The organism is Deinococcus sp. Leaf326 (assembly GCF_001424185.1).
In the GTDB taxonomy this organism is placed as follows: Bacteria; Deinococcota; Deinococci; order Deinococcales; family Deinococcaceae; genus Deinococcus.
The window spans coordinates 298181-315858 of the sequence record NZ_LMOM01000021.1 but is presented as its reverse complement, the minus strand read 5'-3'; the positions used below and the strand labels follow the sequence as shown (position 1 = coordinate 315858).

22 protein-coding genes are annotated in these 17678 nt (G+C 71.6%); 17 read left to right on the top strand and 5 right to left on the bottom strand.

The features are described 5' to 3' along the window. The first annotated feature begins 17 nt into the window (after positions 1-17). The 5 genes from ASF71_RS08530 (at position 18) to ASF71_RS08510 (ending at position 3602) form a co-directional block, all read left to right on the top strand. Positions 18-524 (top strand): cytochrome c-type biogenesis protein CcmH, encoded by a 507-nt coding sequence (locus ASF71_RS08530; protein WP_235514249.1) that lies wholly within the window; start codon positions 18-20, stop codon positions 522-524. Next, complete coding sequence (locus ASF71_RS08525; RefSeq protein ID WP_056297988.1) at positions 521-1579, top strand: c-type cytochrome; 1059 nt, start codon at positions 521-523, stop codon at positions 1577-1579. The genes ASF71_RS08530 and ASF71_RS08525 overlap by 4 nt, the downstream gene beginning before the upstream one ends. A gap of 55 nt (positions 1580-1634) precedes the next feature. Next, positions 1635-2159 carry a Rieske 2Fe-2S domain-containing protein gene (locus tag ASF71_RS08520; protein ID WP_056298416.1) on the top strand — a complete coding sequence of 175 codons (525 nt, stop codon included), beginning with the start codon at positions 1635-1637 and terminating at the stop codon, positions 2157-2159. Further along, positions 2159-2659, top strand: a complete 501-nt coding sequence (locus ASF71_RS08515; protein ID WP_056297985.1) for a GNAT family N-acetyltransferase — start codon at positions 2159-2161, stop codon at positions 2657-2659. Before ASF71_RS08520 ends, ASF71_RS08515 begins: the two co-directional genes overlap by 1 nt. Positions 2660-2807: 148 nt before the next feature. Continuing rightward, complete coding sequence (locus ASF71_RS08510) at positions 2808-3602, top strand: hypothetical protein (RefSeq protein ID WP_156372675.1); 795 nt, start codon at positions 2808-2810, stop codon at positions 3600-3602. A gap of 10 nt (positions 3603-3612) precedes the next feature. Here ASF71_RS08510 and ASF71_RS08505 read toward each other — a convergent pair whose 3' ends face one another. Next, on the bottom strand, positions 3613-4338 hold the full coding sequence (locus ASF71_RS08505) for a phosphotransferase (protein WP_056297977.1): 726 nt from the start codon (positions 4336-4338) through the stop codon (positions 3613-3615). Between the two features lie 91 nt (positions 4339-4429). Here ASF71_RS08505 and ASF71_RS08500 point away from each other — a divergent pair, with 91 nt between their 5' ends. Further along, positions 4430-5008 (top strand): GNAT family N-acetyltransferase, encoded by a 579-nt coding sequence (locus tag ASF71_RS08500; RefSeq protein ID WP_082505710.1) that lies wholly within the window; start codon positions 4430-4432, stop codon positions 5006-5008. Between the two features lie 46 nt (positions 5009-5054). Here the strand turns inward: ASF71_RS08500 and ASF71_RS08495 are convergent, their stop codons facing one another. After that, complete coding sequence (locus ASF71_RS08495) at positions 5055-6446, bottom strand: acetyl ornithine aminotransferase family protein (RefSeq protein ID WP_056297970.1); 1392 nt, start codon at positions 6444-6446, stop codon at positions 5055-5057. Positions 6447-6492: 46 nt separating this feature from the next. After that, positions 6493-7920, bottom strand: a complete 1428-nt coding sequence (locus ASF71_RS08490) for a KamA family radical SAM protein (protein ID WP_056297967.1) — start codon at positions 7918-7920, stop codon at positions 6493-6495. 166 nt (positions 7921-8086) lie between these two features. On the opposite strand from ASF71_RS08490, the gene ASF71_RS08485 reads away from it, so the two are divergent. Together ASF71_RS08485 and ASF71_RS08480 are read left to right on the top strand one after the other, a co-directional pair. Further along, positions 8087-8548: an Lrp/AsnC family transcriptional regulator gene (locus ASF71_RS08485; RefSeq protein ID WP_056297965.1), complete on the top strand. Its 462-nt coding sequence runs from the start codon at positions 8087-8089 to the stop codon at positions 8546-8548. A gap of 4 nt (positions 8549-8552) precedes the next feature. Further along, entirely contained in the window at positions 8553-9053 is a 501-nt protein-coding gene (locus ASF71_RS08480; protein ID WP_082505708.1) for an endonuclease V, read from the top strand. Between the two features lie 55 nt (positions 9054-9108). Here ASF71_RS08480 and ASF71_RS08475 read toward each other — a convergent pair whose 3' ends face one another. Next, positions 9109-9912: a DUF937 domain-containing protein gene (locus ASF71_RS08475; protein ID WP_056297962.1), complete on the bottom strand. Its 804-nt coding sequence runs from the start codon at positions 9910-9912 to the stop codon at positions 9109-9111. Positions 9913-10099: 187 nt separating this feature from the next. Here ASF71_RS08475 and ASF71_RS08470 point away from each other — a divergent pair, with 187 nt between their 5' ends. From ASF71_RS08470 to ASF71_RS08430, 9 genes are all read left to right on the top strand, one after another. Further along, a complete protein-coding gene (locus ASF71_RS08470) occupies positions 10100-10954 on the top strand; it encodes an ABC-2 family transporter protein (protein ID WP_235514247.1) in 855 nt (284 codons plus the stop codon). Then, on the top strand, positions 10947-11786 hold the full coding sequence (locus ASF71_RS08465) for an ABC transporter permease (RefSeq protein WP_056298406.1): 840 nt from the start codon (positions 10947-10949) through the stop codon (positions 11784-11786). Before ASF71_RS08470 ends, ASF71_RS08465 begins: the two co-directional genes overlap by 8 nt. Before the next feature lie 72 nt (positions 11787-11858). Continuing rightward, positions 11859-12218 (top strand): tRNA-binding protein, encoded by a 360-nt coding sequence (locus ASF71_RS08460; RefSeq protein WP_056297957.1) that lies wholly within the window; start codon positions 11859-11861, stop codon positions 12216-12218. Between the two features lie 31 nt (positions 12219-12249). Then, positions 12250-13176, top strand: coding sequence for an ATP-binding cassette domain-containing protein (locus ASF71_RS08455; RefSeq protein WP_056297953.1), 927 nt, complete (start codon positions 12250-12252; stop codon positions 13174-13176). A 10-nt stretch (positions 13177-13186) separates the two neighbouring features. Continuing rightward, positions 13187-13618, top strand: coding sequence for a hypothetical protein (locus tag ASF71_RS23570; protein WP_056297950.1), 432 nt, complete (start codon positions 13187-13189; stop codon positions 13616-13618). Positions 13619-13715: 97 nt separating this feature from the next. Next, positions 13716-14156, top strand: coding sequence for a hypothetical protein (locus tag ASF71_RS08445; protein ID WP_056297946.1), 441 nt, complete (start codon positions 13716-13718; stop codon positions 14154-14156). Continuing rightward, positions 14153-14803: a DNA-3-methyladenine glycosylase gene (locus tag ASF71_RS08440; RefSeq protein ID WP_056297942.1), complete on the top strand. Its 651-nt coding sequence runs from the start codon at positions 14153-14155 to the stop codon at positions 14801-14803. The genes ASF71_RS08445 and ASF71_RS08440 overlap by 4 nt, the downstream gene beginning before the upstream one ends. Before the next feature lie 38 nt (positions 14804-14841). Next, a complete protein-coding gene (locus ASF71_RS08435; RefSeq protein ID WP_056297940.1) occupies positions 14842-15465 on the top strand; it encodes a DNA-3-methyladenine glycosylase in 624 nt (207 codons plus the stop codon). Continuing rightward, a complete protein-coding gene (locus ASF71_RS08430; protein WP_056297937.1) occupies positions 15462-16571 on the top strand; it encodes a DNA glycosylase AlkZ-like family protein in 1110 nt (369 codons plus the stop codon). Before ASF71_RS08435 ends, ASF71_RS08430 begins: the two co-directional genes overlap by 4 nt. Positions 16572-16689: 118 nt before the next feature. On the opposite strand, the gene ASF71_RS08425 is transcribed toward ASF71_RS08430, so the two are convergent. After that, complete coding sequence (locus tag ASF71_RS08425; protein ID WP_369814980.1) at positions 16690-17598, bottom strand: aminoglycoside phosphotransferase family protein; 909 nt, start codon at positions 17596-17598, stop codon at positions 16690-16692. Between the last annotated feature and the right edge of the window lie 80 nt (positions 17599-17678).

Here is a 17678-nt window from a genome sequence, read left to right as displayed (position 1 = left end):
CCGCACGGAGGCTGCTGTTGGGCGCCGCACTGCTGACCTGCAGCGTGGCCGGTGCCCAGGCGGCGGCCCCCGCCACCGCGCCGGCCCTGAGCGCCGAGCAGCAGGACCGGGCCGTGTCCATCGAGCGCAACCTGCGCTGCCCGCTGTGCGACAACGGCGAGTCGATCTCCGAGTCGCGCGCCGACATCAGCATCCAGATGCGGGCCTCGGTGCGCGATCAGGTGGCCCAGGGCCGCAGCGACCGCGCCATCTATGACTTCTTTGCGGAGCGGTACGGCAACTTCGTACTGCTCGACCCGCCGCGCGAGGGACGTGGGCTGCTGCTGTGGGGCGCGCCGGTGCTGGCCCTGCTGCTGGGCGGCGCGGCGCTCGCGCGCGTGCTGGGCCGCCGGGGTCAGCCGGTGCCCACCGCGCCGGTCGCTGCCCCCGTACCCGAGGAGAGTTACGACACCTATCTGGCGCAGGTGCGCCAGGAGGTCCACACGCCCAACAGTGACCCGGCCGCCGACCGGGAGCGGCCATGACTGCCGCCACGCTGCTGGCGGCCGGGCTGCTGGCTGTGATCGTGCTGGCCTCGCTGTGGCTGGTGCTCTCGCCGCTGCGCGCGGCCACGCCCGACGACCCCGACGCTGCCGAGCGTGAGCGTCTCGAAGCAGAGCGGGACCGCCTGTACGCCGAGCTGCGGGCAGGCGACGAAGACGCCAGGGAGCGCCCCGATCTCGAACGCCGCGCCGCGCTGACCCTGCGCGCGCTCGACGCCCTGGCCCCCGCGCCGCGGGCCGGGTCGGGCCGTAGCCGCGCGCTGGCGCTTGGGGGGGTGGCCCTGGCCGCCGTGGTCACGGTGGCGGGCGCCCTGACCTTCGTGCCGCGCTGGCAGCTCTCGGGCCTGAACGCGGGCGAGGCCCAGACTGTACAGGCGGTCCTGGGGCTGCCCGGCCTGCGGGCCCGCGCCCTGAACGGCGGCGGCGAGGCAGCCTACCGCGCCTGGGGGGACGCGGCGTTCGGGGCGGGACGCTACGACCAGGCCATCAGCGCCTACGGCGGCGCCCTGCAACTCGACCCCCGGCAGCCGCAGGCGCTGCGGCGACTGGGCATCCTGCTGCTCACCCGCCCCGAGCGCGGCGGCGAGGCCCTGAGCCGCGAGGACTCCGACCGTGCCGCGCTGCTCATCCGCACGGCGGTGGGGCTCGCGCCCGACGACGCCGAGTCGCAACTGTTCCTGGGCTTCGCGCTCGTGCGCTACGGGCAGGACGCCGAGGCCCTGACGGCCCTGGAACGCTACCGCAGCCTGAATCCCCAGGGCCGCGAGGCCGACGAGACCATCACCGCCATCCGCGCCCGCCAGAACCAGACCGATCCGGCCCTGAGCGTGTACGCCGCCAACTGTGCGAGCTGCCACGGCGCGGCGGGGGGCGGCGGCATCGGCCCCAGCCTGCGCGCCAGCACCCTGAGCCGCGCGGCGATCCAGGGGATCATCCGGGGCGGCCAGGGGGCCATGCCCGCCTTCCCGAACATCACCGGCGCGGAGCTCACGGCCCTGACCGACCTGCTGGAAAAGTGGCAAGGTGAAGGCCAGTGACCTGGAGGCGCCTGTGAGCCGCCTGACCCGCCGCGCACTGCTGGAGCGCTGGTGGATGCTGCCGGTGGCGGGCACGCTGGGCGCTTTTGGGTACATGGGCTACTACGCCACGCGGGTCCTGCGCGGACGCCGGGGGGTCGGCGCGGAGGCCTTCGTTTCCGGGCCGGCCGCCCGCGTGGCGGCGCGGGACGAGCTGGGCCAGGTCTGGGCCGAGCGCACTTTCAGCTACGGGGGGCGGCCCTGCACGCTGCTGCGGCTGCCCCAGCCGGTCGCGGGTGGCCTGAGCGTGGGTGGGGTCCACTACGCGGCCTTCTCTCGGGTCTGCACGCACCTGGGCTGCTCGGTCAACCTCGTGCGCGACCAGGAAGTGCTAGCCTTCGCGTTCAACTACCGCCCGCCGCAGGGCGAGCGTCACCCGCAACTGGGCTGCCCCTGCCACTACAGCGTGTTCGACCCGCTGCGGGCGGGCGAATCGGTCTTCGGCAAGGCGGCTTCTCCCCTGCCCCGCGTGCGGCTCGAAGTGCGGGGCAGCGACCTGTACGCTACCGGAATCGAACCCGCCCCAGAACTTAGCGGCTGATGCCGGAGCTGACCTTCACTTCCGGCGACGTGGCGGCCGCCTCACAGGTGCTGGTCGCCTCGGCGGAGGCACTTGCCGCGCGGGGAGAGCCCCTGTGGCCGCCCACGAGTCTGACCCCGGAACGCCTGGCGCGGCACTACCCGCCGGGAGGCTGGCGCGTGGCGTGGCCGGTGTCCACACCCCCCGGCCACGAGGCGGTCGGCTGCTACGTCCTGCTGGACCGCGACCCGCTGTTCTGGCCGGACGATCCACCCGGCGAGGCGCTGTACCTGCACAAACTGGCGGTTCGTCCGGCGGCGCAGGGGCAGGGGCTGGCCGGAGCGCTGCTCGGCGACGCGGCCGCGCAGGCCAGAGCCGCCGGTCGCGGCTGGCTGCGCCTCGATACCGCCTCCGACCGACCGAAACTGCGGGCGCTGTATATCGGCGCCGGGTTCGTGGCTGTGGACGAGGTGCAGGTCGGGGCCTACCACGTCGTGCGGTTCGGGCTGCGGCTGGACTGAGGTGAGCCCGCGTGTACGCAGGGCTTGTCGGCACCGGCCCAGGTTCGCGTTTATAGGCTGGTGAGGCAGCCGAACCACCCGCCACCATACACCCCGCGACTTCTCCTGCAGTACTAGGGTCGAACAGGCACAGTAGAGTAGGAACCATATGAAATATGCGGCAATGCTCCTGGGTCTGGCTCTTCTTCTCGCGGCCTGCGACGGCGCCCCCACGACGCCGGGCACGGACGAGCCGGCGCGCGGCCCGGTGATAACGGGCACGGTCGTCGAGGAGGACCTGTGGCAGCCGAGCTTTCCCAACCTGACCCTGAAGGCGTGGTCGGGCGGTGCCGGGCAGGTCGCCACGACAGTCGTGGACGACAGCGGCAAAACGGCGGTCGTGGCGACCGGTTCCCTGAACGCCGACGGCACCTTCTCAGTGGCGCTGCCTGCGGCGGTGGCCTCCGCCAGCCTGGGTTCTCTCGCTGCGGCGCTCAATCTTCAGGACAATCCGTTCGTGCCTGCCGGCCTGAACTGCACGGCCGCCCTGGTGCCCTCCGATACGGCGGCCCGGGGCGCGGCCCTGCTCGTAGCGGTGACGGGACAGAAGGCGGGGGTCATCTCGCCGGTTACCCAGAGTGGCGAGTTCAACGAGGCAGCCCAGACGGGCACGCTCACCATCCGCAACGGGGCCTATGTGTACAGCGACCGCGCCGTGAGCGTCAGCGGCAGCCAGACCTGCACCGGCCCGTATCAGGACGCCGCCATCCAGGCGACGCTGACCAGCGCCGTCCAGCTCAGCCCGGGCTGGAACACCGTCAACGTCACGACGAATGTCCTCTTCGACAAGAGTACGGTCACCCTGACGACCACCAGCCAGACCGGCGCGCTCCCCACCAGCCAGTGGCTGTACAGCGGCGGCCTGGGCGGTCTGGGCCTGACCAGCTTCCCGTCCCTGCGCTGACCGGCGGGATTCAGCCGGACTCGAGCAGGGCCCGCACCACCCCGAACGGCGCGCGGCCCGCCCCCGCCACCTTCAAGCTCAGATTCAGCCGTGCCCGCCGCCGCAGTTCGGGATCAAGGCGGCTCCCCCAGCGGGCCAGGGCGGAGGCCGGGCCGTCCATGACGGCGACCTCGGCCTCCAGGGCGGTCCAGCCGGCCGCGCCCCAGTCGAGTATTCCCGCGTACCGACCATTCCCGTCTACCAGCAGGTTCAGGCGGTACACGTCTCCGTGGGCGAACACGGGCGCGGTCACCGGATACGGCATGCCCAGAAGGCGCCCGAGTTCGGCCCGCTCGGTGGGGGTCCAGCCCGCCTGGGCCTGGGTGCGCCCGGTCCACTCGGGATCACCCCGCCAGGGTGCAGGGCGCCGGGGCCGGAGCAGCGGCGGACAGGACTGGAGACGTTCCAGATCGTCCAGCACATCTTTCCAGACCTCGGGCGTCACCTGCACGGGCGCCTCATCACTCAGGCGTTCCCACAGGCCGTAGCCCCGGCCCCAATACAGCGGCCGCGCGGTACGAACCCCCGCCGCGAGGGCGCCGCAGGCCACCCGCGCCTCGTGGGCGTGCCGGGTCCGCTGGCCCAGGCGCAACACGGCCGTGTCGGTCAGCCAGACCTCGTTGGAGAAGCCTGCCCCGGCGCGGCGCAGGCCCGAGACGCCCAGGCCATGGCGGGCAAAGTACCGTTTCGCGGACATACGGGCAGTCTAAAAGGAGGGCGGCCAGCCGGCCAGTCGGTCCTCCACCTGGCCAGTACCTGCCGGAAAGCGGCGTGCCTATAGTCGGGCCATGCCGATGTTCCGGGAAGCGGGTTCAGAGAGGTTCAGGGGTCAGATCGTCGGTCCTGCACGCGCGGCACTGGCCCCTGCACCAGTCCTGCTGCGCCGGGCGAGCGCCGCCGACGCAGAGGCACTCGCCTGGATCATCCGCACGGCCTTCGCAGAGTACCGTGACCGCCTGTCGCCCCCCAGCCCCGCCCTGCAGGAGTCGTCCGCACGTCTCAGCGCCCTCCTGCAAGGTGGCGGCGGCGCGTTCCTGGCCGAATGCGGGGGACAGGTGGCCGGCTGCGTGCTGTACGAGCACCGGGGCGACCACCTGTATCTCAGTCGCCTATCCGTACTGCCCAGAACGCGGGGCCGGGGCCTGGCCCGCGCCCTGACCTCGGTCGTCGAGAGGCGGGCGGCCGAACTGGGCCTGGGCTGCGTGCGGCTGTCGGTGCGGCGCGCCCTGCCCCGCAACCAGGCCATGTACCTGCACTTCGGCTACCAGCATTTCGGGACCGGCGAGGCGGCGGGCTGCCCCAGTGCCGCCTCGGAGATGCTGGAAAAGCACCTCCGGGCGGCCTGCCGCATCCGGCAACAGCATTGAGAGCGGGGCGCTGACTCCGGAAGATCCGGCGCCCCGCTCGCCGGGTTCAGGCCAGCGACCGCAGGGCGTCCCGCATGATCTCCAGGCCGGTCTGGGCCTCCTGACGCGTGAGGATCAGCGGCGGGCTGACCCGGATGACGGCCTCGCCGCAGTCGAGGTTCAGGAGGCCGCGACTGAACATCGCCATGCTGGCCGCGTCGCGCAGGGCCCCGTCGGGCGAGCCGTCGGGCTTGACGAACTCCAGCCCGATGAACAGGCCCTGCCCGCGCACGTCGCCCAGGAAGGGAAACTCGGCCTGCATGGCCCGCAGTTCACCCAGGAGGTACGTGCCCACGTCGGCGGCGTTCTCCATCAGAGAGGCGCCGCAGCCGGGGTGAGTTCGCACGCCTTCGAGCAGGTCGAGGGTCGCGTGGGCGGCCGCCGCCGACACCGGGTTGCCGCCGAAGGTCGAGCCGTGCGAGCCGACCGGCCAGGTCATCACGCTTTCGCGGGCCAGCAGCGCCGAGATGGGCAGCCCCGAGGCGATGCCCTTGGCGACTGTGACCATATCGGGCTGCACGTCCCCGAAGTTCTGGAAGCTGAACATCTTGCCGGTGCGGCCCATGCCGGCCTGCACCTCGTCAAAGATGAGCATGATGCCGTGCCGGTCGCACAGCGCGCGCAGCCCCGGCAGAAAGTCGGCCGGCGGCACGATGTACCCGCCCTCTCCCTGCATCGGCTCGACGATGATGGCCGCGACCTCGTCGGCCGGAATGACGCCCACGAACAGTGCCTCGATCTGGTCGAGGACCGCCTGCCCACAGGTCTCCGGCGTGCTGCCGGGCAACGGCCGGAAGGGATTGGGGTACGGCACGTGCGAGACGCCGGGCAGCAGCGGCCCGAAGCCCCGCTTGTACTTCGTCTTGCTGCCGGTCAACGTAATCGCGCCGTAGGTTCGCCCGTGAAAGCTGCCCATCGTCGAGATGATGTGGGTGCGTCCGGTGTGGTTGCGCGCGAGCTTGACTGCCGCCTCGACCGCCTCGGCGCCCGAGTTGCCGAAAAAGACGCGCCACTTTTCGAAGCTACCGTCCGGCAGGGGCCGTTCGATGTGCCGCACGAGGCGTTCGGCCAGGCTGGTCGTGATCTCCTGCGGGTAGTCGGTGAGGCAGACGTGCGCGAACTTGCCGACCTGCTCCTGTACGGCCTGCACCACGTGTGGGTGCGCGTGACCGGTCGTGCTCACCGCAATCCCCGCGAAGAAGTCCAGCATGGTGTTGCCGTCGGCGTCGGTGAGCCACACGCCCTCGCCGTGATCGGGGACGAAGGGATAGGGCCGCATGTATGAAGTCGAGAGATACTGCGCGTCGCGGTTCATGATCGCGGCCGTCTTGGGGCCGGGCAGGGCGGTGCGCAGCTCGGGCTGGCGGGCCTGGGTCTTGGGCTGGTCAAGGGTGGTCATGACTTCTCCTAAACAGGGTAGAAAGGAATTCTGGGCGCGCTGGGATTCAGTCCCCGCTGATCGCAGGAACCGTCTGCGGCAGGCCGTCGGGAGCGGTCTCGGTCACGGGCGCGGCGGCAGAACTGCCCACGCCGTAGGCCGTCCACTTGTCCTCACGGCTGTTCAGGCGGTGCTGCGTGGCGCCGGGGCGGTTGCGGCTCTCGCTGAATTCCTTGGGTTCGATGGAGATGCGCTCGCCAGCCATCAGCCCAAAGATGCCGCTCTGGCCGGGTTCCTGACGCTGCCAGTCGGTAGGCACGGCCATGTCCGGCCCCGTATAGTCGGTCGGCTCGCTGTAGGCGGCGATGTAGCCCTCGAAGTTCCGCAGGATCAGCTTTTCGGGGCTGTGCGACAGCACGTAGTTCGGCGCGACCGGAATCTTGCCGCCGCCGCCGGGCGCGTCCACGACGTAGGTCGGAATGCTGTAGCCGCTCGTGTGGCCGCGCAGCGATTCCATGATCTCCAGCCCCTTGCTCACCGTGGTCCGCAGGTGACCCGCACCGTGCACGAGGTCGCACTGGTAGATGTAGTAGGGCCGCACCCGGATCTTGACGAGCTCACGCAGGAGCTTTTGCATGATCACCGGGTGATCGTTCACGCCGCGCAGCAGCACACTCTGGTTGCCCAGCGGCACCCCGGCACGCGTGAGGCGGTCGCAGGCCTCGGCGACTTCCGGCGTGATCTCCTTGGGGTGGTTGACGTGGATATTCATCCAGACCGGGTGGTTTTCGGCCAGTACGTCGCACAGTTCCTGGGTCACGCGCATGGGCATGAACACCGGCACGCGCGTGCCGATCCGCACGATCTCGATGTGCTCGATCTTGCGCAGTTCCGAGAGCAATCGCCCCAGCACCTTGGGCGCCAGCGTCAGCGGGTCGCCGCCCGAGAGCAGCACGTCCCGCACCTGCGGAGTGCGGCGCAGGTATTCCAGTTGCGCCTCGTACTCGGCCGGGTTGAAGGTCTCGGACGGGTCGCCCACGATACGCGAGCGGGTGCAGTAGCGGCAGTAACTCGCGCACTGGGTCGTGACCAGCATCAGCACGCGGTCGGGGTAGCGGTGGACCAGCCCCGGCACCGGACTGTGCTTGTCCTCGGCCAGCGAGTCTTCCATCATGGCCGTGAACGGGGTGAGTTCGTGGTGCGTCGGGATGACCTGACGCCGGACTGGGCAGGTCGGGTCCTCCGGGTCCATGAGCGAGGCGAAATACGGCGTGATGTCGAGCCGGAAGATGCCCTCGGCACTCGCTCCCTGACGTTCGGAGTCAGTCAGGCGCAGCACTTCCTCAAGTTCGGCGACCGAGTTGATACGGTTTTTGAGCTGCCATTTCCAGTCGTACCACTGCTCGTCGGGCACGTGCTGCCATTTGGGGGCGCGGTGACCGCGCGGCAGCATCTGCTGGGCACGGGTGGTCGCCTGCGGGTGAATGCTCGACATAAAGCCTCCAGGAACGCTGCCTCAGTGGGCGGGATGAGATGAGGCTTTTATTTTCCGTAATGTCCCTCCCCTTTTGGAAGGCCGGCGCTGGGCGTGTGGACGCGCCCTGGCCGCTGCCCGGTGGGCAAACGCCACCCTGGACCTTTCAAATGCTAGGCTGACGGGTATGAGACAGTTCGGCGGGTCCCTCGACCCCCTCGACCACCGCATCCTTCAGGAACTCCAGACCGACTCGCGGCTTTCGATGCGTGAGCTGGGCCGCCGCGTGGGCCTCTCGGCCCCGGCCGTCACCGAGCGCGTGCGCCGGCTGGAGGACGCCGGGGTGATTCTGGGCTACGGCGTGCGCGTGGCCCCCAAACCGCTGGGCCGCACCATCACCGCCTTCATCGGCGTGCAGGACAGCGGGCGCAACGACCCGACCCTGGTACGCTGGGCCGGCCGCCACGACGGCGTGCTCGAATGCCACAGCGTGACCGGAGACAACAGCTGCATCCTGAAGGTCGCCGTGCCCGACGTGGGCGAGCTGGAAGCGATGCTGAGCGAACTGATCGGCATGGGCTTCACCTGCGACACCTCGATCGTCCTGAGCACGCCGCTAGAAGGCAAACTCCTGCTGCCCCCCCGCTGAGTCCGTGTTCGCCTGCGCCGATGTGGACTACCGCCCGGACGGCAGTGCGCGCGCCGCGCTGCTGCTGTTCACGGATTGGGCGGCCGCCTCGGAGACCGGCGGCGGGATTCACCGGCTGGAGGCCGTGGCCCCCTACGAGCCGGGCGCGTTCGCGCGGCGCGAGCTCCCGTGCCTGCTGCCGCTTCTCTCGCCGTTGGTGGGCGCCCTGAAGGCGGTGGTCATCGACGGGTACGTGACGCTGGACGGCGACGGGCGCCCCGGCCTGGGCTGGGCACTGTACGCAGCGCTGGGCCGGGCGGTGCCGGTGGTCGGCGTTGCCAAAACGGCTTTTCGGGGGTCACCTCACGCCGAGGCGGTGCGGCGCGGCGAGACGCGGGCGTTGTATGTCACGGCGGCGGGGCTCGGCGCGCGCGAGGCGGCCGCCCACGTACAGGCGATGGCGGGCGATTACCGCGTTCCCACCCTGCTGAAGCGGGTGGACCGGGCTTGCCGGGACGCGCCGTAGGCGAACGTAAAGAACCCCTACCCAGATGGGAGGGGGCCGGTGTGGGCGCGCGGGTCTAGCGCCGCCCGCCGAACATACCGATCAGGTCGTTCAGGGCATTGCCGTCGCCGTCGCGGTCCAGCGTGCGGTTCAGCGTGCTCAGGAGGTCGCCGCCCTGCTGCTGCGTCTGACCCTGACCGCGCCCGTTCATCTGGTCGAGGTCCGTCTGGGCGCCGCCCGTGTAGGCGTTGCCCTGCTCCCGGCCTGCCGGAGCCGAGCCGGGGAACAGAGCGCCGCCACCACCCATCTGGGGCTGGCTCTGGGGCGCACTCTGCGCCTGCGCCTGACCGCCGCCGAGAAGGCCGCCCAGCAGACCCCCCAGGCCGCCGGCGCCGCCACCACCCAGGAGGCCGCCCAGCAGACCGCCGAGGTCGCCCATACCGCCGCCCTGGTTGCCCTGACTCAACCCGCCGTTCTGGTTGCTCCGTTGGCGGCTGAGGTACGCCAGGACGAGCGGCGCGAGCATGGACAGCACCTGCATGGCAAGCTGCGGGCTGAGGCCCGAGCGCTGGCTCACCGCGTTGGCCGCCGCCTGCCCCTGCCCGCCGAAGATCTTGCCGACGATGGCCTGACCGTCCTGGGTGTCGGGCATCTGACCCTGCTGAAAGCGGTCGAGGGCACGGCCGTCGTGCTGGTTCAGCGCGCCCATCAGCGACTCCATTCCGCCGGGCTGCGCGGCGTTGCGGGTCAGGGCGCCGAGCAGCAGCGGCACAGCGGCCTCCAGCGCTGAGGAAGTCTGCTGGGGGTTGGTGCCGAGCTGCGAGCTGATCTGTCCCTGAGCCTGACCCAGGCCGCCGAGCTTGCCGAAGAGATCCATCATGGGCCAAGCGTAGGGCGCCGAACCCGGCGGCGGATGCAGAAAACACCTGTCCGCTTTGAGACAGGGTTCAGGCTCGGGCGCCGGTCGGTAGCCCAGGCCTGCGCCATTTGGCCCATCCCCGCGCGCGCAGCCGCCCTCTATGCTGCGCCTCTTCCCCGGTTCGGCAAAACAAGGGGCGGAGGACCATTTGAATACAGTTCGTGCGGCGGCTTCTCCCAGCTCTCGGGGTGGCCCGGCCGGGACGGCGGCCCTGTACGCGGTCACCGCCCGCCTGGGTTTCCGGCGGCAGTTCGCCTACCCGCAGGCGGCGCTGTGGGGACTGATCACCAACTTCTTTTTCGGCGCGCTGAGAATTGCGGTGCTGCTGGCGCTGTTCGGTACGCGGCCCACCGGCCCCGGTACGCCGGTGGCCGGCTGGACGGCCAGCGACGCCGTGACCTACGTCGGCCTTACGCAGATTTTCATCGGGGCGTTCTCGCTGTTCGGCTGGACTGACTTCATGCGCGCCGTCCACCGCGGCGAGGTCGTGACCGACCTGCTGCGGCCCACGCCCCTGCTGCCCTTCTGGGCCGCGCAGGACGCCGGGCGCGCGGCGGGGCAGTTCGTGGTCCGCGGGCTGCCCATGCTGGTCCTGTTCGTGCTCGTGTGGGCAGCCCGGCTGCCCGCCCAGCCACTTCTGACCCTGTTCAGCGTCGTGCTGGCGTGGGCCTGCGGCTTCGCCTTCCGCTTTCTGGTCAACTGCGCGGCCTTCTGGTCGCCGGACGCGGTGGGCATCGGGCGCTTCGCCTGGGCGGTACAGGGCCTGGGCTGCGGGTTCCTGATGCCGCTGGCCTTTTTTCCGGCGTGGGTGGGCGCGGCCCTGGCCTGGACCCCCTTTCCCGCCATGCTGAACACGGTCGTCACGCTGTGGCTGGGCCAGAAGACCGGCGCGGCGGCCTGGGCGGCACTGGCCGGGCAACTCGGCTGGACGCTGGGGCTGCTGGCCCTGTGTGCCCTGGCCCTGGCGCGCGGCCTGCGGCGGCTGGAGGTGGCCGGTGGGTAGGGGCCGTAACAGGCTCGGCTCGGCCGGCCACCACCTGCGGCTATACTTCCTGCTGCTGCGCGCCCAGGCCCGCTCGCAGGGGGTGTACCGAACGTCGTTCGCGCTCGACGCCCTCGCCACGGCGCTCATCACGGCGACCGAGTTCGCGGCCTTCGCGCTCGTGCTGCCGCGTTTCGGGGGACTGGGCGGGTGGACGCTGGGCGAGGTCGCACTGCTCTACGGACTGGCCGAGCTCGGCTTCGTCCTCATGGACCTGCTGTTCGGCGGTTTCGACGCGCCCAACCTCTCGGCGCAGATCCGCAGTGGCAGTTTCAGCACCCTGCTGCTGCGGCCCGCGCCGCTGCCGGTGCAGGTACTCGGCTCGGACTTCGCGCTGCGGCGCTTTCCGCGCGCCCTGCTCGCCGCCGGTATCCTCGCCTACGGCATGACGCAGTCGGGCGTGGTGTGGACAGCCTGGGGGCTAGGGCTGCTTGCGGGCAGCATCTTGGGCCTGATCGCCTTTTTCGGCGGGCTGTTCGTCGTGGGCGGCACGCTCACCTTCTGGACGGTCGAGAGCGTCGAGGCCATGAACGTCGTGACCTACGGCGGGCGCTCCCTGATCTCGTATCCGATGGACATCTACGGCGAGTGGCTGCGCCGGGCCTTCACGTACCTGCTGCCCGCCGCCTTCCTCTCGTACTTTCCGGTCCTGCATCTGCTGGGCCGTCCGCTGCCCGACGGCCTGCCCGGCTGGGCCGCGTACCTCGCGCCCATGGCCGGGCCGTTGGTGCTGGGGGCCGCCGCGCTGCTGTGGCGCGTGGGCGTGCGCCACTACCAGGGGACGGGTTCGTGAACCGGCCCGGCCCAGCCATCCTGACTAGGCGGCCTCCGTCCCGCCCCGGGGGCGCACGCCACAGTGGCCGCTATGGCGACCGACCTCAAACCCACCGTCAGCCCCGACGACACCCTGGCCCTCCTCGACCTGCGCCTGGGACGCGTGGTGGCCGCCGTGCCCGAGCCCAGCGCCCCGAAGGCCGCCTACCGCCTGACCCTAGACTTCGGCAGGTACGGCACCCGCACGAGCATGGGCCGCTTTACCGGCCACACCGCGGAGCAGCTCGTGGGCACCCAGGTCATCGGTGTGCTGAATTTCGCGCCGCGCACGGTGGGCGATGTCTCGTCCGAAGTCCTGATCCTGGGCGTGCAGTTTCCCGGCCTGGCGAGCGGCGAGGCCACCCCCCTGACCCCCATGACGGCAGCAAAACTGGGGAGCAAGGTGTTCTGAATCCGTCTTTTCTGCCGTCTCAGGGAGCCCGATGATCGAAGTGCGCCACCTCCACCAGACCTTCGGGCGCGGCCCCCGGGCCACCGCCGCCGTCCAAGACATCTCTTTTTCGGTCGCGGCGGGCGAGGTCGTCGGGTACCTGGGCCCGAACGGCGCCGGCAAGTCCACGACCGTCAAGGTCCTCACGGGCCTGCTCGTGCCCACCTCGGGGGAGGTCACGGTGGGCGGCGTGGTGCCCTGGCGCGAGCGGCGGCGGCACGTCGCCCGGCTGGGCGCGGTCTTCGGGCAGCGCACGACGCTGTGGTGGGACCTGCCCGTGCGCGAGTCGCTGGAGCTGCTGCGCCACGTCTACCGCGTGCCCGCCGGGCGTTTCCGCGAGAATCTGGCCGAATTCACGGCACTGCTGGACCTGGGGCCGTTCCTGAATACGCCCGCGCGCGCCCTGTCGCTGGGGCAGCGGATGCGCGCGGACCTCGCGGCGGCGCTGCTGCACGACCCCGAACTGCTGTTTCTCGACGAGCCGACGGTGGGGCTGGACGTGGTCGCCAAGGAGCGCATCCGCGAGTTCGTGCGCCGCGTCAACGCCGAGCGTGGGGTCACGGTGCTCCTCACGACCCACGACCTGGGCGACGTGGAACGCCTGGCCCGCCGGGTGCTCATCATCGACGGGGGGCGGCTGCTGTACGACGGTGCCCTGGGCGAACTGCAGACCCGTTTCGGCGGCGAGCGCGAGCTGCACGCCGAGTACGAACACGCGCCCCCCAGCCCCGAGGTTCCGGGCCTGACCCTGCTGGCCGCCGACGGCCCGCGCGTGCGCTACGGGTTTTCGGGTACGGCCGCAGAGCCCATCGCCCGCGTCACCGCGCACGCCCCGGTACGCGACCTGACCGTGCGCGAACCCGATATCGAAGCGACCGTGCGCCGTATCTATGAGGGCGGGTTGCTGCGCGCACGGTAGATTGGGGACGATGACCTCTCCTGGCCGCCCCCTTCCCGGCACGACGCCCCGCTGGGTCTGGCCGCTCGTGCTGGGCTGGGTGGCCCTCTCGTCGCTGCTCCACCTCTCCGGCGGGCCGGGCCAGCTGGTCCCCGGCGTGCAGCCGCCCCTGCCCCCCACCCTGGGTCTGGCCGGGTACCTGGTCATGTCGCTGCACATTCCCGTCCTGGTCTGGGCCGCGTCGGTAGTCGTGGGCCGGGGAACCAGCGAGTCGGGCCGGCAGTTCGCCGTGACCTCCGCCCTGATCCTGGGCGTGGCGCTGCGGCTGCTGAGTCGCGCCGTGTCGGACCTCGCCCAGGGACGGCCCCTGGATACCTACTCGGCGGTGGTCGGCACGCTGGCAATCGGCGCCCTGCTGTACCTCGCGCAGCGCAGGCGGCAGAAGGCCGTGCGGGGCGCGTGATCCCGGGGCAGCTCACCTCTCAGCTCGGAAGCGGCCCGGCAGTCCGGCGCGCGCGCCTTCCACGCCGGGCGCAGTGAGGCTTCCCGGCCAGGGGAATGTGACCCAGACAGCCGCCGATAGGCTGGGTACCGGCTGGACACTGCTCTTCGGGGTGTCTCTGACCGCCGCGACCTACGGCATGGTCCTTTCACTACTGGGCGGGCCGGGCCAACGGGTGCTCGGCGTGGACGATCCGTATCCCGACGCCCTGGGCGCGGCCGGGTACGCCGTCACGCTACTCCAGGCGCCTGTCCTGGTGTGGGGCTGGTGGCTGCTAGTGGCCCGTTACATGCCAGCCCAGCTACGTTCGGTCGCCCTGCCGATGCTCCCCATGCTGGCCCTGATGCTGCAAGAACTGGCCGAGATCGTCTCGAACGCCGTATACGGGCGGCCCCAGGACTTCCTGGACCTCCTGGTCTACGGCGGGGGCTTCGTCTTCATGGCGGCTTTTCTGGGCTACGTCTTCTGGCGCACCACCCGCCCGGCCCCGCCCCGATGACCTCGGCCCCGCCGCTTCCGGCCGCCTTCTTCGACCGCGATCCGGTCTTGGTCGCCCGCGAACTGCTGGGCGCGGCCCTGGTGCATACCCTCCCCGGCGGCGAGGTGCTGTCGGGGCGCGTGGTCGAGACCGAGGCCTACGACTGCCCGCGCGACCCCGCCTGCACTGCCGGGCGATTTCACGCCGCCCGCAGCGCCGAGATGGCGACCGCGCCGGGACGCTGGCTGTTCTGGGCGACGCACGGCCACCCCCTGCTTCAGGTGTCGTGCCGCGCGCCAGGCGTGGCCGCCAGCGTCCTGATCCGCGCGCTGGAGCCGCTCTCGGGCAAGGACCAGATGCTCACGCACCGCCCGGTCGTGCGGGAGCGTGACCTGACGAATGGCCCCGCCAAACTCGTCTACGCCCTGGGTCTGAGACCGGGCGAGGTGGCGCGCACTCCGGTGGACGGCCCCGCGCTGCACCTCTTGGCGGCCGGGGGCCCACTGCCCGACGCTGAGGTGACGGTCACGGCGCGGGTCGGCGTGCGCGCAGGCCGCGCGTTGCCGTGGCGCTTTCTGGTCACCGGCAATCCCTGGGTGTCGCCGGGTGTCCCGAGCATGGACCTGGCCGGGCCGGGGGACGGCGGCCCGAAGGTCAACGTTCGGTGAGAGCCGCCCCTTTCAGGTCATGCTCTAGGCTGGGCCGGATGTCTGCTCCCCTTTCGGCCCATGACCACGCGCGGGCGCTGGGCGTGTCCTTCTTTGACCGCGACCCGGTCCAGGTGGCGCGCGAGCTGCTCGGCGCGGTGCTGGTCCGCCAGCTTCCCAACGGGCCCCGCATGGCGGCCCGCATCGTGGAGACCGAGGCCTATGACTGTCCGCGCGACCCGAGCTGCCACGTCATCGCGCGGCTGCCGGGGGCGGCTCAGGCGCTCGGGGGACCGCCGGGCCGGGTCTATTTCCACTCGGTGTACCAGCACTCGCTGCTGAACGTGGTCTGCCGCGAGTCGGGCGTGCAGGCGGCCATCCTCATCCGCGCGGCCGAGCCGGTGCTGGGCGAGGAGACCATGCGCGGACTCCGGCCGGTCAAGCGGCGGCTAGACCTCACGAACGGCCCCGCCAAACTGATGACAGCGCTGAGCATCACCCCCGATCTCGACGGCCAGAGCGTCGCTGGGCCGGAGCTGTACTTCGTTCCGGGCGAGGCCGTGCCCGACGCCGAGGTAACTACCACGCCCCGCATCGGCCTGCGGCTGGGCGCCGACCTGCCCTGGCGCTTTCTGGTCACGGGCAATCCCTGGGTGTCGCCGGGCCGGCCGGCCGGCGCGTGAGCAGCTCCGACCCTGCTGCCCCAACCAGGGCCACCCTGCGCGCCGCCGCGTGGCGCACGCTGGACCGGGCGCCGGACGTGCAGGCCGCGCTGGACCGCATGGGCTTCGTGCAGGCCGATCCCATCCGCGCGCCGGCCCGCGCGCAGGACCTCACGCTGATGGCCCGTGTGCCGGGCTACCGCGCGGGCGACCTCGAACGGCTCTATCCCGCCCTGGACGCCGAAGAGGACATGCTGCCCAACTACGGTTTCGTGACGCGGCGTGTCCAGGCGCTGCTGCACCCGCGTGAGGTGGGGGCGGCGCAGGTAGAGGCGGCGCACCCCGAACTGCTGGACGAGGTGCGCGCCCTGCTGGCCGGCCAGGACGACCTCCACCCCCGCGAGGTCGCCGCGCGGCTGGGCCGGGACCGGGTCGTGAACGCCTGGGGCGGGCAGTCAAGCGCGTCCACCCGCGCCCTGGAAGCCCTGCACCGCCGCGGAGAAGTGCGCGTGACCCGGCGCGTCTCGGGCGTGCGGCTGTACGGTCCGGCCCCGCATCTGGCGGCCCTGCGCGCCTCGCCGCTGGGCGAGGAGGAGAGGCTGCGCGGCGCGGTACATCTGCTCGCCGCGCTGTACGGCCCATTGCCGGAGGCGAGCCTGGGGTATCTGGTGGGGCTCTCGCACCTGGGGTTTCCGCACCTGTATACCGAGCTGCGCGCGGCCTTTCGCCGGGCGGTGCGTGAGGAGCTGGCCGGCGCGGCCGTGGACGGCGTGCGCTACGTGTGGCCCGCCGGGCACCCCCCAGGCGACGCCCCGGCCCCGCGCGGCGTGCAGATCGTCGGGCCCTTCGACCCGCTCGTGTGGGACCGCCGCCGGTTCGCGCACCTGCACGGCTGGACCTACAAGTTCGAGGCCTATACGCCCGCCCCGGCGCGGCAGTTCGGGTACTACGCCCTGCCGGTGTTTCAGGCCGGGCGCGCGGTCGGCTGGGCCAACCTGAAGGTGGTGGGCGGCGAGCTGAGCGCCGAGTTCGGTTTCGTGGAGGGCGTGCGCCAGACCGCCACCCTGTCCCGGGGACTGGAGACGGAACTCGCCCGCTACCGGGAATTTCTGGGCCTCGTTCCCTGAGCCCTCCCGGCACCGCCTCCGACAGCACTGGAGACGGACCTGAGAGCCATTCGCCGCCGCCGCGCGCCTCTTGAGCTTCCTGGGAACGCTGGACCTCCCCAGGCCGCCCGGGCGGTCCTCACGCCCCCCCACCTCCGAGGTCCGCCCACGCTCCCGCCACATTGTCCAGCGAAGCCCAGACCCCGCTGCCCCGCCGCGCCCGCCCGGCCTGATCGGCGGTCGAGAGCAGGTTGAGCGCCGTACCTGCCCGTTCCTCGGCGGCGAGCTCGGCCGGGGTCAGGGGCAGGCCGTGGGCCGCGAGTTCCTGATGGTAGGCCGCACGGACAGCGCCGGCGCAGCGCTTCCGTTCACCGGCCTCCAGACGCACAGCCAGCAGGTGGGCCAGATCCTCGCCCGGAAAGGACGGGTGTACCTGTCCGTAGTCGATGAGCAGAGGCGAGCCGCCCCCGAGCGGCCACAGCACCTGCCCCGAATGGATGTCCCCGTGGGCCAGCGTGGATGGGCGCGTGTGGGCCAGCAGGTCCGGCAACTGCGCGGCGGCCTCCCGGATGGCGGGGGCATGAGGGCCGGTCCAGGTGGCCGCCAGCCGCGCGGCGTCTTCCAGTAGGGCCGCCGGGTCCCAACGCCACTCGCGCCGCAGTGCCGGGTGCCCGTTCCAGGCCGCGTGAAAGCGGGCGAGCAACCGTGCCACATCGAGCAGGGCCGCTTCCTGCGCCTCCGGCGTCACGAACATGCCCCACCCGTGCGTCTGTGCCGCTAGATCGGGCAGCAGAAGGTGCGCCCGCTCCCCCTGTTCGTCCAGCGCGGCGTGGCGCAGCGGCGCGTGCGGCGTGGCCACCAGCGGCGCGAGGTCACGCAGGTAAGCGACCTCGCGCGCGAAACGGCGCAGGACCCGGCGGTTGCCCTGGCCCCGGCCCACATATTTCAGGAACAGGGGGCCGTGCGGGGTGGCGTAACGGGCAAAGCTGGCCCCCTCGCCGCGCCACGCCTCGACCCGCGTGTGGGGACCGGGAAAGGCAGCGCGCAGCTCTAAGGGCCAACGGCGCGAGGAAACGGCCGGCCCTTCCGCCGTGAGCAGTGATCGAACAAAGGCCAGCAGACCCCGCG